At 38.6% G+C, this 16,757-nt stretch carries 15 protein-coding genes and 1 other RNA gene; 12 read left to right on the forward strand and 4 right to left on the reverse strand.

Going from position 1 to position 16,757, the window contains the following annotated elements; all coding sequences use genetic code 11:
- Positions 1 to 288 (forward strand): aspartate/glutamate racemase family protein (locus IJS99_00620; protein MBQ7560323.1); only part of this gene is annotated, 288 nt, incomplete at its 5' end.
- A gap of 18 nt (positions 289 to 306) precedes the next feature.
- Here the strand turns inward: IJS99_00620 and ilvN are convergent.
- Together ilvN and ilvB are read right to left on the reverse strand one after the other, a co-directional pair.
- The gene (gene ilvN / locus IJS99_00625) at positions 307 to 819 is read right to left on the reverse strand and encodes an acetolactate synthase small subunit (protein ID MBQ7560324.1); all 513 of its coding nucleotides are present in this window, start codon (positions 817 to 819) and stop codon (positions 307 to 309) included.
- A 12-nt stretch (positions 820 to 831) separates the two neighbouring features.
- Positions 832 to 2,574, reverse strand: coding sequence for a biosynthetic-type acetolactate synthase large subunit (gene ilvB / locus IJS99_00630; GenBank protein ID MBQ7560325.1), 1,743 nt, complete (start codon positions 2,572 to 2,574; stop codon positions 832 to 834).
- A gap of 105 nt (positions 2,575 to 2,679) precedes the next feature.
- Between ilvB and IJS99_00635 the strand changes: the two genes are divergently transcribed.
- The 4 genes from IJS99_00635 to IJS99_00650 all read left to right on the forward strand — a co-directional run bounded on the left by IJS99_00635 (position 2,680) and on the right by IJS99_00650 (position 6,791).
- A complete protein-coding gene (locus IJS99_00635; protein MBQ7560326.1) occupies positions 2,680 to 3,627 on the forward strand; it encodes a phosphatase PAP2 family protein in 948 nt (315 codons plus the stop codon).
- A 4-nt stretch (positions 3,628 to 3,631) separates the two neighbouring features.
- Positions 3,632 to 4,549 (forward strand): phosphatase PAP2 family protein, encoded by a 918-nt coding sequence (locus tag IJS99_00640; protein ID MBQ7560327.1) that lies wholly within the window; start codon positions 3,632 to 3,634, stop codon positions 4,547 to 4,549.
- A gap of 198 nt (positions 4,550 to 4,747) precedes the next feature.
- Positions 4,748 to 5,785 (forward strand): alpha/beta hydrolase, encoded by a 1,038-nt coding sequence (locus tag IJS99_00645; protein MBQ7560328.1) that lies wholly within the window; start codon positions 4,748 to 4,750, stop codon positions 5,783 to 5,785.
- Between the two features lie 61 nt (positions 5,786 to 5,846).
- Positions 5,847 to 6,791, forward strand: a complete 945-nt coding sequence (locus tag IJS99_00650) for an aldo/keto reductase (GenBank protein MBQ7560329.1) — start codon at positions 5,847 to 5,849, stop codon at positions 6,789 to 6,791.
- A gap of 50 nt (positions 6,792 to 6,841) precedes the next feature.
- On the opposite strand, the gene IJS99_00655 is transcribed toward IJS99_00650, so the two are convergent.
- Positions 6,842 to 7,552, reverse strand: a complete 711-nt coding sequence (locus tag IJS99_00655) for a class I SAM-dependent methyltransferase (protein ID MBQ7560330.1) — start codon at positions 7,550 to 7,552, stop codon at positions 6,842 to 6,844.
- 252 nt (positions 7,553 to 7,804) lie between these two features.
- Positions 7,805 to 8,176 (reverse strand): VOC family protein, encoded by a 372-nt coding sequence (locus tag IJS99_00660; protein MBQ7560331.1) that lies wholly within the window; start codon positions 8,174 to 8,176, stop codon positions 7,805 to 7,807.
- Between the two features lie 110 nt (positions 8,177 to 8,286).
- Here IJS99_00660 and larE point away from each other — a divergent pair, with 110 nt between their 5' ends.
- The 7 genes from larE (at position 8,287) to IJS99_00695 (ending at position 16,671) form a co-directional block, all read left to right on the forward strand.
- The gene (gene larE, locus IJS99_00665; GenBank protein ID MBQ7560332.1) at positions 8,287 to 9,093 is read left to right on the forward strand and encodes an ATP-dependent sacrificial sulfur transferase LarE; all 807 of its coding nucleotides are present in this window, start codon (positions 8,287 to 8,289) and stop codon (positions 9,091 to 9,093) included.
- Between the two features lie 3 nt (positions 9,094 to 9,096).
- A complete protein-coding gene (locus IJS99_00670; protein MBQ7560333.1) occupies positions 9,097 to 9,906 on the forward strand; it encodes a hypothetical protein in 810 nt (269 codons plus the stop codon).
- Positions 9,907 to 9,990: 84 nt separating this feature from the next.
- Positions 9,991 to 11,799, forward strand: coding sequence for a translation elongation factor 4 (lepA, locus tag IJS99_00675; GenBank protein MBQ7560334.1), 1,809 nt, complete (start codon positions 9,991 to 9,993; stop codon positions 11,797 to 11,799).
- Positions 11,786 to 12,871, forward strand: coding sequence for a radical SAM family heme chaperone HemW (gene hemW / locus IJS99_00680; GenBank protein MBQ7560335.1), 1,086 nt, complete (start codon positions 11,786 to 11,788; stop codon positions 12,869 to 12,871). The genes lepA and hemW overlap by 14 nt, the downstream gene beginning before the upstream one ends.
- A 12-nt stretch (positions 12,872 to 12,883) precedes the next feature.
- Positions 12,884 to 12,982, forward strand: an RNA gene (ffs, locus tag IJS99_00685) — signal recognition particle sRNA small type.
- 1,004 nt (positions 12,983 to 13,986) lie between these two features.
- Positions 13,987 to 15,402, forward strand: a complete 1,416-nt coding sequence (locus IJS99_00690) for a cation:proton antiporter (protein MBQ7560336.1) — start codon at positions 13,987 to 13,989, stop codon at positions 15,400 to 15,402.
- A 96-nt stretch (positions 15,403 to 15,498) separates the two neighbouring features.
- Positions 15,499 to 16,671, forward strand: coding sequence for a sodium ion-translocating decarboxylase subunit beta (locus tag IJS99_00695; GenBank protein ID MBQ7560337.1), 1,173 nt, complete (start codon positions 15,499 to 15,501; stop codon positions 16,669 to 16,671).
- Positions 16,672 to 16,757 lie beyond the last annotated feature (86 nt).

Raw genomic sequence — 16,757 nt, forward strand, 5'->3', positions numbered from 1 at the left:
AAGAAATACGGGCTTGAAATCGACTCGCCGGACTCCTCACAGTATAAGAAATTGCGTGATTTTATCGAGGCAGTAAAGCAAGACTCAATCAATAAAGAAATCTTGTCAAATTTTCATGAGTTCGTGCAGAATTTCAATAATGAGTCCGTTATTCTCGGCTGTACAGAGATTCCTATTTTGTATCGTGAATGCTTAGAAGGCGGCTTTATATTCACAAAGAAAATTTTTGACCCTCTTCAATCAGCCATAAATATTTTAGTGAAATTAAGCAAATCCCCCAGTTTTTAGGCCGGGGGAATAAATTTTTTACATTTCGGCGCGTTCTATTGCTACAATTCCCGTGCGTGCAAGTTCAATAATTCCGAATTCTTTTAGCAGACTCTCAAATGCTGAAGTCTTCTGATCGTCCCCTGTAACTGAAAGAGTAAGCGAGTCCGGCGTTATGTCAATTACTGATCCCCTGAAAATATTTGCGATTTGTATAATTTCATTGCGGGCTGCTCTGTCTGCTGCATGGACTCTCACGAGCATTAATTCACGCCTGATAGATTTTGACTTGTCAAGAATCTTCACATAATGAATCGGAACTAATTTTCTTAACTGGCTGCAAAGTAACTTGATTCTCTCTTCGTCCGAATAAATTTCAATCGTAAAGCGAGTAACGTTTTGATCCACCGTCCACCCTGCCGCAATTGTCTCAATGTTATAGCCCTTACGAGAAAATAAATGCGCGAGTTGTGATAAGACTCCGGCCTCATTGTCCATTGCTGTAACGATTGTATAACGCTTTAAATCTTTATTTGATTCTTTTGCCTGCATATAAACTCACCTCTAATCAAGCATGAAATTAACTATAAAACTATTTCCGCCGACCATCGGCCGCACCATCTCGTCAATATCGATTTTGCAGTCAATGACCCAGCCCCGCCCGTCAGAACGTGAATTTACAGCCTCCGTTAAGACCTGACGCAATGACTCTACATCGTGAACGCTCCGGCCGTGAATCCCATAAGCCTCGGCAAGTTTTGCGAAATCCGGCCCCCTGTTTAGAGTCGTCTGCGAATATCTTTCATGATAAATCAAATGCTGCCATTGTCTGACCATTCCCAGAGTCGAATTATTGAATATTAACGTTATAATCGGGAGTTTGTAAAATTCTTCTGTTGCTAGTTCGTTGCAGTTCATCCTGAAACTTCCGTCGCCTGTAACGTGTAAAACTGTCTTGTCAGGATTTCCGACCTGTGCACCGATTGCCGCTCCGAGCCCGAATCCCATAGTGCCGAATCCTCCAGACGTAATTAACTGTCCCGGATAATCGAATTTAAAATGTTGTATTGCCCACATTTGATGCTGCCCTACATCTGTTGTAACAATCGTATCTTGAGGGAGAATCTCAGCAGCTGACGATAAAATCTGCTTGGGCGTTAAAGTCTCGTGATTAGGGTCGTCATCGTATTCTGTCTCTCGCTTGAATGAGAAGACGTAATTTTTCCAGCCGTCATTTTTCTTGTCGCGCTTTAACTTTACCAGCAATAAATTTAATATCTTCTTAGCATCCCCGACTATGTGCAAATCTGATTTTATATTCTTGTCAATCTCTGAAGGGTCGATATCGATTTGTACAATTTTTGCGTTTTTCGCGAATCCCGCCGGATTAAGTGTAACTCTGTCGGAAAATCTACAGCCTACAGAAATTAATAAATCACATGCATCACACGCCATATTTGACGCTTGAGAGCCGTGCATTCCTATCATGCCGGTTTTTAAATCACTATCGCCCGGAAATGCTCCCCCGCCCATTACCGTAATTGCTACCGGCGAGTCCATTCTTGCAGCTAGAGTCCTGAATTCCTGCGAGGCCTTAGCACGTACGACCCCCCCGCCGCAAATTAATAAAGGTTTCTCGGACTTGTCAATTAATTCTGCGAGTTCGTCAATAGCGTTTAAATCAATTTCAGGATAGCCCACGCTGGGATGATGAGTCTTCCGCAATCTTTCTATACGGCTGCCAGTACTCATAAAGAATTCTTCAGGAGTTACCGGGTAATATTCGCACTCGTCAGCAGTCGCATTTTTCTGTATGTCAATCAATACCGGACCCGGACGGCCTGATCTGGCAATCGCAAAAGCCTCTCTAACTGTGTCAGCTAAATTTTCTACTTTACTGACTATATATGAACACTTAGTAATAGGAAGAGTTACGCCCGTTATGTCGACTTCCTGAAAAGCGTCCCGGCCTATTAAATCGCTGTTCACGTTGCAAGTTATAAACACTACAGGAGCAGAGTCCATATATGCCGTAGCTACTCCGGTCGCTAAATTAGTGGAACCCGGCCCCGATGTAGCAAAACAGACTCCGACTTTGCCCGTTGACCTCGCATAACCGTCTGCAGCATGTGAAGCCCCTTGCTCATGAGCCGTTAAAATATGCTTGATTTCTTTATGATCATATAATTTATCGTACACATTCAAGATAGCTCCGCCCGGGTAACCGAAAATAGTATCTACTCCCTGTTCAATTAAGCACTGTATCAATATTTCAGAGCCGTTTAACTTCATGCTTGTATTATTCAAGAATTATTATTCCCCTCGAGTTAAAAATTTTTCGTATAAGTTTAGCATAAATCAAGCTATAATTTACGTATTATTATATATTATTCAAGAAAGGAAATTTTTTTAATGGACATTGACATTGAATATTTATTATGGCTGCAAAATTTTCGAGAGAGCACGGACAATATTTTAACGCCGTTCTTTAACTTGATTACGACTATAGCAGCGGCCGGGCTTATTGTTATACCGATTTTTATTTACTGGTGCATTAATAAGAGAAGCGGACTTTATATACTTGTCTCAATAGGAATAAGCAGATTTATTAATTCGATCCTGAAATTAACTTTCTGTGTATATCGTCCATGGATTAGAGATTCAAGAATTATCCCGGATAAAGTTGCTATAAAAGATGCTAGCGGCTATTCATTTCCGAGCGGGCATGTTATGGACTCGACTCCGATTTACGGGGGACTCGCTGTTTTGTGCAGAAAGAAGGCGGCTTTTATTTCGTGGCTGTGTGCTTTAATGATTATATTGACGGCACTGTCAAGAAATTATTTAGGCGTTCACACTCCGCAGGATGTATTAGTAGGTGTATTAATGGCGTTATTCTCGTTATGGCTGACAAGTAAAATTTTTGCTTATATATATTCTCATCCTGAAAAGGAAAATATTTTCATGATTACGGGCTTGATTATTTGCGTTATAGTGCTGCTTTATGCCGAGTTAAAATCTTATCCGATGGACTATGACTCTAAAGGAAAGTTAATAGTTAATTATGACAGCATGATAAAATCTTCATTGCCTAGTATAGGAGAAGTAGCCGGCTTGATATTAGGTCGTTATCTTGACAGAAAATATATAAACTTTCAGCACACGGGATTTAATTTCAAGGGAGTTTTTTTCGCGCTCATGGGAATAACAATTTATTATTTGATATTTATAGAGTTCAGGCACGCATTATTTAACTTTAATCATGCTACGAGGCTTGCAAGGGGACTCTTAAGTATGATGTATATTACTGCATTATGGCCGGCAGTGATAAAATTTTTCGTGAAAGTTGAGAGGGCTTAAATTTATGGATATAGATTTTCTTTTATGGCTGCAAAGTATAAGGACTGAATACTTGACATCGCTTGCGTTATTTATCTCGGACTTAATTCCTTATATGAAATTTCCTGCGATATTTATTTACTGGTGCATTAACAAGAAAAAAGGTTTATTTGTGCTTGTGTCGTTCGGATTGAGCTATTTTATTAACGGCTTGCTTAAGGGAATATTTTGCGTATATAGGCCGTTCATAAAAGATTCTCGTGTGATTCCATTAGATAAAGAAGGCGGCTACTCATTTCCGAGCGGTCATGTAATGTTAGTGACTCCTCTTTTAGGGGGCTATGCTGTTCTATGCAGGAAGAAGACGCAAATAATTTCGTGGATTATGGGATTGTTAATTATTCTCATGATATTATCGCGGCTTTATATAGGAGTTCACACTCCGCAAGATGTAATAACTGGTGTATTATTGAGCTTATTGACGTTATATATTACTGCAAAAATTTTCGCTTTTATCGAACGCAGGCCGGAGTCTGAAAAATTTTTCTTATTGACCGGAATAATAATATGTATAGCTGCATTTGTATATTTATATTTCAAGTCTTATCCTGTAGATTATGACTCAGCCGGTAAAATTTTAGTCAAACCTGACAGCGCAAGAGCCTCAACTATAGGCAACATAGGAAATTTAGCGGGGATTCTTATAGGATTCTATATCGACAAAAAATTTATCAAGTTCTCGTATAAAAGTGTAAATTTTCGAGGAGTCTTGCTGGCAGTAATAGGAATCGCGTTTTATTATTATTTTGCGAGTTCATATATTGAAGACGCACTAAAAATTTTATGTTCGTCAACTTACCGCAAATTCATGAGATATTTTATTGAGAGTATATTTATAGTTGTGATATGGCCTGCAGTGATTAAATTATTCACGAGAAAATAATATTTTTACAGCTGCATTTACAGCTACAAGAATGTAAAATTTTCCTAGTGACAGCAATTATTGACGCGGGGATTACTGGAGCGGGATATAAAAATTTCTGCATAACTAATTTTGCGAAATAAGCATTAGACATTTGATAATTTCATTGCGATAATTTGTGCATAAAAATTTTTAACACTAACAGGAGGATTTACTAACATGATAAAAATTTTAGCGGCACTTGCAATTATTTCGTGTTTTGCTGCGGGTTCATTTGCGGAGGACTCTATTAAGGACTTCACGGAAGACACAAGAGTGTTCAAGATTGACTCAAGCATTCAAGTAAAGAAAGCACATTTTCATAATCGTTATGGAATAGATTTAACAGGAGATTTATATTTACCTGCAAATTTTGACGCGGGCAAAAAATATCCCGGTATTGCAGTCTGCGGGCCGTTCGGTGCAGTTAAAGAACAAGTCTCAGGACTCTATGCTCAAGAAATGGCTAAGGCTGGATATGTTGCGCTTGCTTTTGACCCTTCATTTACAGGAGAAAGCGGAGGAGTCGCCCGTTATGTGTCATCACCTGAAATTAACACAGAAGATTACTCGGCAGCGATTGATTTTCTCTCAGTGCAAAAATTTATAGATCCGTCAAAAATTGGAATCATAGGCGTCTGCGGATGGGGCGGAATTGCTTTAAATGCTGCGGCTGCTGATACGAGAATAAAAGCTGCAGTTGCATCAACTATGTATGACATGTCTAGAGTCAGCGCGAACGGATATTTTGACAGTGCCAACACAGAAGAAGCCCGTTATAACGCAAAAAAGGCCATGAACGAGCAGAGAATCAAAGACTACGAGTCAGGCAGTTACAAGCGGGCCGGTGGAGTTATTGACCCGTTACCTGAAGACGCGCCGCAGTTCGTTAAAGATTATTACGCATATTACAAGACTCCGAGGGGCTATCACAAGAGATCATTAAATTCTAATGAGGGCTGGAATGTTACGGCAGGACTCGCAATGATAAATATGCCGATGTTAGCATGGGTTGAAGAGATTCGCTCGCCTGTTTTGCTGGTATACGGAGAAAAAGCGCACTCAAAATATTTCAGTGAAGACGTTTTCAAGAGACTCAAGGGCGATAACAAGAAAATTATAATAATTCCTGACGCTTCACACATTGATTTATATGACAATCTCGAAAAAATCCCATTCAGCGAGATTATTTCTTTCATGGATAATTACGTGAAATAAATAAAAATTTTCCGGGCCTCGTGAGAGATTATATAATTTCTTGCGGGGCTTGTTTTATAGTGTGAACATGAAAATATTATATTACTCAAATAACTTTATCGCGGGCAATAACGGGCGGGAGAATGCACTAAAAAATTTTCGCGTATATTTAAGTGTTATAGCTGTAATTATAATGCTCGTGAGTCAGGCTTCAGCAATGGAATATAGAAATCTTAATGACGGCCGTAAAATTCCCGTGTTAGGCTTGGGAACGTGGACTCTGAATAATTCACAGGCTGCTGATTTAGTATATATTGCTATAAAGTCAGGTTATAGATTAATAGATACAGCTAGATATTACGGCAATGAATCCGGAGTCGGTCAGGGAGTCAGGCGTGCTATACGTGATGGCATAATCAGGCGCGACGAAATTTTTATAACGAGTAAAATAATTCCCGGAATAAATAATTACGACTCAGCAATAAACGAGTCAAATAAAAATTTAGGACTTGAATATATTGACTTAATGTTAATACATCAGCCCGGTTATAATGACGAAAATTTATATAAGGCTCTTGAACGCGGAGTAAATGCAGGCATAATTAAATCTATAGGCATATCAAATTATTACACTCCGGCGGAATTTGAGAGAATCGCAAAAATTTCGTCAATCATTCCCGCAATAGTTCAGAACGAGAATCACATTTTTTATCAGAATTCAGATTTGCAGAAATATTTGACTCGCTACGGGACTATTATAGAGTCGTGGTATCCATTCGGCGGACGAGGCAGCGCAAGAGAGATTCTCAACAATCCGGCCATAAAGAAAATAGCAGCCTCACACAAGAAAACTAGCGCGCAGATTATATTACGCTGGCAGATTCAGGCGGGTTATATAGTCATTCCTGGATCAAGTAATCCCGAACATATCCGCGAAAATATTAACGTGTTTGATTTCGAGTTGACTCCCTGCGAAATGAATATAATAAAAAATTTGAATCGCAATAAGAGATTTGAGAACTGGTAAACAATAAAAATTTTAGGCAGGTTATGAGTCGCCCCCTGGCCTGCCTGAGTTTACGCTAAATCAATAATTACTCCCCAGTCTCCGCCGATAAGTTGAATTTTTGAGTCCCTAAATTGAGTCGGCAAAAGTGTTCTTATATTATATTCATATGGGAAAAAACGAACGTGTAAATCAGCAAGATATCTATATTCACGCTGACGAGGAAGGACAATAATTAATTTTTTCTTTGCTACTCGTACTAATTCCGAGAAACAGGCCGCAAAATCTACAACGTGTTCAAGTACATGCGAACAAGTAACTTTATCGAAAGATTTATCAGGGAAAGGAATTTTTGTAATAGACCCTTGCACAAATTTATAGCCTTCTGTATCAAGCGGCTTCTCAATGTCCAACCCGATAATATTTTCTGTATTATTACTGATTTTAGCGATTTCCTTAGCTAAATAACCTCTTCCGCAGCCCACATCTAGGACATTTTCTCCGGACTCTATATTATTCAGGATAAAATTTAAAGTAGCATTATTTAAATCTGTCGGCCTTTGTGATATAAGAGTCTTTGCTGCAAGTTCATAATATTCGTTATAACCTTTTTCATCAAGGTACGGGAATTTATCTTTATATTGCAGCAACTTTGCCGCATCTCGTCCGCAAGCTACACGATAAATCGGATACATTAACCAGTAACAATCTCTAAGAATCGGCGGCAACAAATTATCTAATATATAATTTATTATCTTTGTGAAATCCCTGCTTATTACCATAAAAATTATAATGCTCCTAAAAAAATTTTTTTGCACGACCATATTAAACCTTTACTCTATGTTATAATAGAGATTAGCAAAGAGTACCCGGCCAATTGTTAGCCGTGCTGAAATTTTAAAACTTGACAAGTAATATTTTAGCATAAACTCTTTGCTTTTACATTTAAATATTTATCTGCGCAAAAAATAAGGCCTCACTCAATCATGAGACCTGCAAAAAATTTCACTCAATCAAGCAAGCATTTATCTTATCTATCTATTAGCCGGTATAACTTCCAGCCAATAACCGTCGGGATCTTGAATGAAATATATTCCCATTGAGTGATTCTCAAAGCAAATACAGCCCATTTTCTTGTGAAGTTCGTGAGCCGCTGCAAAATCATCAACGTGAAAAGCTAAATGGAATTCCTCTTCTCCGATGTCATATTTTTGCGGGTGATCTCTAAGCCACGTTAATTCAAGCTCAAACTCTGACTCTTCATTGCCGATATACACTATTATAAATGAACCGTCCGGAGCTGTCTTGCGCCTTTTCTCGTGAAGCCCTAAAGCCTTATCATAGAATTCAAGAGATTTGCTTAAATCCTGCACGTTATAATTCTCGTGTACCATTTTAAATTTCATGAATATTGCCCCCTTTTGAATCTAAGCAAATTGTATCATATTTGAATCTTGACTCATGCATATTATCTCGTTCAGAATTGATATATTTATAAAAAATGGGAGAATTTATCATGACAAAATATGAATCGCTAAAAAATTATATTGCCTCGCTTGGAAGTGCTGCCGTTGCTTTTTCCGGCGGAGTTGATTCGACTCTGTTATTATTCGCTGCTCATGAGGTTTTAGGGAATAGGGCCGTAGCAGTTACTATAAAGTCGCGTTTAATTCTTGGCCGTGAACTTGACGAGGGCAGAAATTTTTGTGAATCTCATAATATCAAGCAAATTATTATTCAAGTCGACGAGTTAAGCATTAAAGATTTCAGCAAGAATCCTCCGAACCGCTGTTATTTATGCAAGAAAGATTTATTTACGCGAATAAAGAAATTAGCACGAGAAAATAATTTAGCTCACGTAATAGAAGGCTCAAATCTTGATGATTTAGGAGATTACAGGCCGGGACTCAAGGCAATAGAAGAACTCGGCATTAAGAGTCCTTTGCGTGAAGCCGGCCTAACAAAGTCAGATATTAGAGAAATTTCGCGCTCCCTGAATTTACCGACATGGGATAAACCTTCTTTTGCGTGTCTTGCGTCAAGATTCGTTTACGGTGAGAGTATTACTCCGGAAAAATTAATCATGCTTGCAAACTCTGAAAAATTATTGCAGGATTTAGGCTTTAAGCAGGAACGAGTCAGGATTCACGGCAATATAGCGCGCATTGAGATAACACCGGAAAATTTTACGCGAATAATCGAGGACTCAATCAGGACAAAAATTTTTCATGCATTAAAAAATTTCGGCTTCTCATATGTTACACTAGATTTGCAGGGCTACAGAACAGGCAGCATGAACGAAAATATTATAAAGGAGTCTTAAATTTTGTACGATATAACGGAAATCAAATTTTATAATGAAGTCCAGCAGCTAAGACTCATTGATGACATTTTTATGAACGAATGTTTTAATCGTGAAGTCAAAGCTGTTGAATTTGTGCTTAGAATAATTCTAAATCGTGATGATATTAGCATAACACGAACAGAATCACAAGCATTTATCAGAGGCTGGGGCAGATCTCTCGAACTTGATATATTAGCCGAAGAAGGCAGCAAAGCAGCATATAATATCGAAGTCCAGCGCAAAATTTCCGGAGCAAGTATAAAGCGCGCTAGATTTCATGTTGCGATGTTGGATTATTTATCTTTGAATCCTAGAGAAAAATTTAATTCTATACGCGATAATTACGTGATATTTATAACTGAATACGACGTAATGAAAAAGGGACTCCCTATTGAAATTTTTGACAGACTCAGCAGCTCAACAGGAGAGTCAATAAATGACGGTTCGCATATTATTTACGTCAACGGGGAATGCCGCAATGATAATACACCGCTGGGAAGACTCATGCATGACTTTTTTGAGCCTGACCCCGATAAAATGTATTATGATATACTTGCTGAAAGAGTAAGATTAATCAAGTCCGATAATTTGGAGGTAAAGAAATTGAGCGGAATTATGGAAAAAATGCGTGCGGAAGGTCGTGCAGAAGGTCGTGCAGAAAGAGATAAAAGTTTTGTCTCAAATATGCTCAAAGATGGCAAACTTGCATTTGATACTATTGCAAAATATGCAGAAGTCTCTATCAAGTTCGTGCAGGATATGGCAAAATCTCTAGGCATTGAACCTCGTTAAATCAAAAAAGGGGAGCTTTTCACGTTCGACTCCCCTATATAAAAACTTTTCGCGCTCATGATATTATTTACACGGTGATAGAACATGAATAATAATTTAATCCGAAATTTTTGCATAATAGCTCATATAGATCACGGAAAATCTACTCTTGCTGATAGATTACTTGAGGCAACAGGCACTATTGCGTCACGAGACATGAGGGCGCAAATTTTAGACTCCCTTACTCTTGAACGTGAACGCGGAATAACTATAAAACTTGTACCAGTCAGAATGAATTATAAAGCAAGCGACGGCAAAAATTATATATTGAATTTAATCGACACCCCCGGCCATGTTGATTTTGCTTATGAAGTCTCGCGCTCATTGGCAGCCTGTGAGGGTGCTTTACTCGTTGTTGACGCGTCGCAGGGGGTTGAAGCTCAAACCGTAGCAAATGCCTATCAAGCTATAGATCAAAATCTTGAAATCTTACCCGTTATAAATAAAATAGATCTCCCATCAGCTAGACCCGATAACGCAAAGCAGGAAATTTCAGAAGTTGTAGGACTCGACGCAAGCAATGCAGTATTAACAAGTGCTAAGACCGGCGCAGGAGTGAATGAGATTCTAGAACGCATTGTAACTGATATTCCCGCACCTGAAGGCGACGAAAATTTACCGCTTCAAGCTCTTATATTTGACTCCGTATATGATAATTATCGCGGTGTAATTTGCTATGTAAGAGTCATTAACGGCAAAATTAAATCAGGTCAAAATATTATGTTTATGTCGAACGGGATTATTTACCCGGTCAATGAGGCCGGAGTCTTTAAGCCCGGTTTTACTCCTGTAAATGAACTCGGACCCGGTGAAGTCGGTTATATCACAGCCAGTATTAAGACTCTTGCTGAAGCTCAAGTCGGCGACACTATAACGGACGCAGCAAACCCCGCAAGTAAAGCCCTTCCCGGTTATAAACGAGTCAAAAGTGTAGTATTTTGCGGATTCTACCCGGTTGAACGCGACAATTACCCGCAATTAAGGGACGCCCTCGAAAAATTATGCTTGAATGACTCAGCCGTAACGTATGAGCCTGAAAGCTCGGAAGCTCTGGGATTCGGATTCAGGTGCGGATTTCTGGGTTTATTGCATATGGACGTAGTTAGAGAAAGATTACGGGAAGAATACGGCGTTGAACTTGTTGCGACTGCTCCGAATGTTGTATATGAAGTTGTGAAGACTTCAGGAGAAATTATAGAAGCTCACAGGCCGAGCGACTTCCCCGATCCGTCAGAAATTGAAGAGATTCGCGAGCCGTATATAAAACTTTCTGTATTTGTGCCGTCTGAATTTACTGGGCGGGTCATGCAATTAATTCAAGACAGGCGGGGGACTTATAAATCAATGGACTATATAACTCCTGAAAGAGTCCGAATTATTTACGAAATGCCTTTATCTGAATTCATTGTAGATTTTCATGATAAGCTAAAATCACAAACAAGGGGATATGCATCGCTTGATTATGAGTTAATCGGCCTGAAAGCCAGCGAACTTGTTAGAGTCGATATTCTTGTGAACGGTGAGGCTGCCGACGCGTTTTCTTTTATTTGTCATAAGGACGCGGCTTATAATCGGGGTCATGCAGTAGTTACGAAATTAAAAGAGTTAATACCGAGTCAAGTATTCGAGATTCCCATACAGGCATCAATCGGGCGGCGGGTAATAGTTCGTGTTAATGTTCGTGCGTTGAGAAAAGACGTTCTTGCAAAATGTTACGGCGGAGATATTACGAGAAAGCGCAAATTACTAGAGAAACAAAAAGAGGGCAAAAAACGTATGAAGCAGATCGGAAAAGTTGCTATACCTCAAGAGGCGTTTTTAGCGTTTATGCAAGTCGATAATGCCGAGAAATAATAAAAATTTTTACGCGTTATATATACACGTCCCATTCTGCGAGAAAAAATGTAAATACTGCTCGTTTTATAGTATTTCAGGAAATAATAATTATATTGACTCGTGGCTTGAGACTCTAAAACGTGAAGCAAAATTTTATACTGGCTCAAGAGTCAAGACTATTTATATAGGCGGGGGGACTCCGAGTGTATTAAATCTTTCTCAATGGGACAAATTAATAAATATAATCCGCGAAAATTTTGATATTAATAATTTAATCGAGGCGACTTGTGAGGCAAACCCGAATTCTTTGACTCGTGAACTTGTTAATTTCTTGAGAGAAAATTTTTTTACCCGTGTCAGTCTCGGCGTTCAGAGCTTGAATGATGACGAGTTAAAAACTTTAGGCCGCTTGCATGATTCACGAGCTGCAATAAACGCTATGAATTTAATAAATGAGTCAGGTTTGAGTCTAAGCTGTGATTTAATTTTCGCGATCCCCGGCCAAACTTTGCGAACATGGGCGGACTCATTAAAGCAAGTTATAAAATTTGCCTCTCACATTTCGACCTATCAATTAACTTTAGAGCCCGGCACTCCTTTATTTCGCGAATACGATAACGACTCACTAAATTACAACGGCTATAAATTTTATCGTTACGCACAATATTTATTGCCCCTGAAAAATTTTCTGCAGTATGAGATCTCAAATTTTGCCCCGCCCGGTTATGAATGCCTGCATAATCTCTCATACTGGGATCATGATAATGTAATAGCTTTAGGCCCTTCTGCTGTGAGTTATCTTGACGGAGTGAGGCTCAAGAATCCCCCCGACATTCATAAATATTTTAAGCTCGATAAAAATTTAATCCAGCGCGAGAAATTATCAGTTCGAGAAAATTTAATAGAACTCGTAATATTATCATTGCGGACAAGATTCGGAGTTGAGCGAAATATTTTACTGCCTGAAATCGAGAAAGTTATAATGCAAATGCCCAGCGATTTATTTATTATCACGCCTGAAAGAATCTCACTAAGTAAACGGGGCATGAGACTCGGAAATTCTATCTGGTCAGAATTAATCGGATTGTAGTATAATTACTTGCGTCCGGCTCAATGCGGCGGGAGTCTGTGAATCGTGTCAGGTTCGGAAGAAAGCAGCACTAAGCAGAATTTCTCGGGTGCCATTGAATACCGGACAATTTTTATTGCTCATCATGAAATTTTCACGCGATATATACATAAAGAAAAAAGAGAGGCCTTTGTGAGAGTCTCTCGTTAATTCTTTGAGGGGGGTAAAACTATAAAACGATCGAACAAGAACGAGGAATCTAAATTTTATTTTCTCATGAACCTTCTTGCAGGTGTAAGGCTCTTGATTGATTTATATTTTCGTGTTTGTTCGTTATGTCAAACATTATAGCCTGAAATTTTTAGCTGTCAAGATTTAATTTTAACTCGTGTAAAAATGTTTGTGATAAAATAATTTCATGACGTTTTCAGAGCCTAGAAGGATAAATTTTTACTAATACATTTACTAATACAAAAATATCAATATTTCCTAGTTATAGCAATTAATTACAAATGAAAATTTTTTGTTATGTGTTAAATTTTTTTTGTGAGAGTTTTTGCGAGAAATTTTTTTGTGCAAGTCGTGAAATTTTTTTGTGCGTGACTCATTATATAAACGCTATAAAGTTGTTAGGAGCGAAATTTTTTATTATTATTACAAGTGTGAAAGCGTGAATAAATTTTTTATTGCGCGAGTCGTCCTGTTAGTAATTGCCTTTATATGCTTGTGAATGTGAAAGCCTGAAAGAAATATTTTATTATGTGAGTCGCCCTTATTGCCATAAAATTTTTATAATACTTGCGAACATGATGCCGTGAATAAATTTTTTATTGCGTGAGTCGTCCTGTCTGCCTTTATATGCTCGTGAATGTGAAAGCCTGAAAGAAATATTTTATTATGTGATTCGTCCTTATTGCTATAAAATTTTTATAATGCCTGCGAGTGTGAGGCCGTGAAAGAAATTAAATATTAATAATTCCCAGTGAAATCCGCTCGATAAAATTTTTATAAATGCGAATATATATAATAAGTAACTAGCGCAATATAATCACCTGAAAAAATGCTAAAATATTATGTTTTAAAATTTGAATTCTTTACGACATTTGCAAACAAGAAGAGAAAGGAGAGAATAAAAATTGTTTGCTCGTCTTGTAGAATATTTAAACACGGGCTCGGCTGTCTCTGTAGGAATTATAAGCATTGCCATAATGCTTTTATTCGGTTTTGCGCTGACTAGAATCACAAAACTTTTTAAGCTCCCTAATGTTACAGCGTATATTATAACAGGTATATTAATCGGCCCATATTGTTTAAATCTCGTTCCTGAAGTTGTCAGGACTTACACGGAATTTTTGCCGGATGTTGCGCTTGCTTTTATTGCGTTCAGTACCGGGCAGTTTTTCAGGCTCAATGCTTTGAAGGGCAGCGGCTCGAAAGTTTTAATTATCACGGTGCTTGAGTCTTGTGTTGCGTCAATTTTTGTATTTATTGCGGTGTATTTCTTTCTCGGCTTAGATTTGGCGTTCTCGATTGTATTAGCGGCTTTGGCTGCTGCGACGGCTCCTGCTTCAACTATGATGACTATTAGGCAGACTGGAGCGCACGGAGATTTTGTAAATACTTTATTGCAGGTAGTTGCTCTTGATGACGTTGTAGGCTTGATTGCATATAGTATCGCGATTTCTGTAGCGTTGGCCTCAAGCGGGAATAAATCAGGCTTTCAATTAAGCAATATAATCAGGCCTGTATTAATTAATTTCTTGAGTGTCTTTATAGGCGCATTACTGGGAGTCGTGCTGAAAATTTTGATTCCTGAAAATAGATCTAAGGATAACAAGATAATAATTTCAGTTGCTATATTATTCGGATTTTGCGGAGTCTGTCAGATTTTAGGAGTTTCGCCGCTTCTGGGCTGCATGTTTATGGCTACTGTTTATGTAAATATTACTGATGACGATAAATTATTCAAGCAATTAAATTATTTCTCGCCCCCGTTTTTATTATTATTCTTTGTGCGTTCGGGAGTCTGCTTTGATTTAGGAGCTTTGACCGGCGGGAATGGGATTTTATTGACAGTCGGAGTCGTATATTTTCTTGTGAGAATAATGGGCAAATATGCAGGAGCTTTCACGGGCTGTGCTATAACCGGAAAAAATAAACTTGTACGCAATTATTTAGGACTTGCTTTAATACCTCAGGCAGGAGTCGCTATTGGACTTGCTGAACTGGGCGCGAGGACTCTGGGCGGTGATACTGGCAATATGCTAAGAACTGTAATACTTGCTTCGAGCGTATTATATGAGTTAATCGGCCCTGCTTGTGCAAAAATTTCGCTGGCATTGTCTCATTCTTATGATAGTAACTCGCCTGAAGAAAAAATTATCCCGTCAAATAATCAAGATGATAAGCACGTTATAAATTTGTTGATAGAAAGAATCAAGGAAATTCAAAGCGAGCTGCCTAAACATGAGCTGGTTATAGCAAATCAACAGGAAAATAATAATAATCCCGCAATGCATAGAGGACTCAGACACGGAATAAACGCGCGCTGATAAATATATTTGCCAAAGATATATTTTATGTGATATAAATTAGCTTAATTAAAGAATTCATATATAAAATTTTTCGCGAAAGGATTTGATTCAAGAATGGAGATGTACATATCGGCTCTCAAGAATCTTTTGCTTCAGTCGGGTTTCATGGGACTAACGCAAGGAAATATTATCATGATTATAGTGGCGTTTGTCCTGCTATATCTCGCAATAGGCAAGGGATTCGAGCCATTATTACTAGTTCCAATAGCATTTGGGTGCTTACTTGTTAATTTGCCTCTCTCAGGAATAACTGACGGATATAACGAGGCCACTCACACGATAGGATTTTTGCGTTCGTTGTATTACGGTGCAGAATTCGAAATTTACCCGATTTTGATATTTCTAGGAATCGGAGCGATGACAGATTTTGCGCCTTTGATTGCTAATCCCATAACATTTTTACTCGGAGCGGCTGCACAGTTCGGCGTTTTCGTTGCATTTATCGGAGCTAACTGGGTCGGAGCTTTAACAAACGGGCTTGTCTCGTTCAACATCAAAGAAGCTGCCAGTATTGCAATAATCGGAGGTGCTGACGGGCCGACAAGTATTTATTTAACGGTCATGCTCGGACAAAAGCAAATTTTAGGAGCTGTAGCAGTTGCCGCATATAGTTATATGTCGCTCGTGCCTATGATTCAGCCGCCTGTTATTTACGCAATGACGAGCAAGAAAGATCGCGGCATAGTAATGGGACAATTAAGACCAGTCAGCAAGCGTGAAAAAATATTATTCCCGATCGTCTGCACGGTTATATCAGGCTTAATTCTTCCTGCGTGCGTGCCTCTTGTAGGGACTTTAATGTTTGGAAATTTATTAAAAGAATGCGGAGTAACTGACAGATTAAGCAATACAGCGCAAAACGAGTTAATGAATATCGTTACAATTTTCTTAGCTTTATCAGTAGGTTCAACAATGGAAGCTGATAAATTTTTGACGCTGCAGACACTCGCAATTATTTGTCTAGGACTCGTAGCGTTTGCCTTCTCGACATTCGGCGGAGTTTTATTCGGTCAAATTATGAAGCATTTATCGGGCGGTAAAATTAATCCCATGATCGGAGCTGCTGGAGTCTCTGCTGTTCCTATGGCTGCTCGTGTCGTTCAAAGATGTGTACAGAAAGAATATCCGGGGCATTTCCTGTTAATGCACGCAATGGGCCCGAATGTTGCCGGAGTTATTGGGACTGCAGTTGCTGCCGGAGTAATGCTTACACTTTTATCGCAGTAAATTATATAAAAATTTTAATTTGTTGATGACAGCCGGGAAGATGTAAAAATTTATTCCCGGTTTTGTTTTGCCTTGTCTCATATTCT

This window comes from Synergistaceae bacterium, assembly GCA_017444345.1.
In the GTDB taxonomy this organism is placed as follows: domain Bacteria; phylum Synergistota; class Synergistia; order Synergistales; family Aminobacteriaceae; genus JAFUXM01.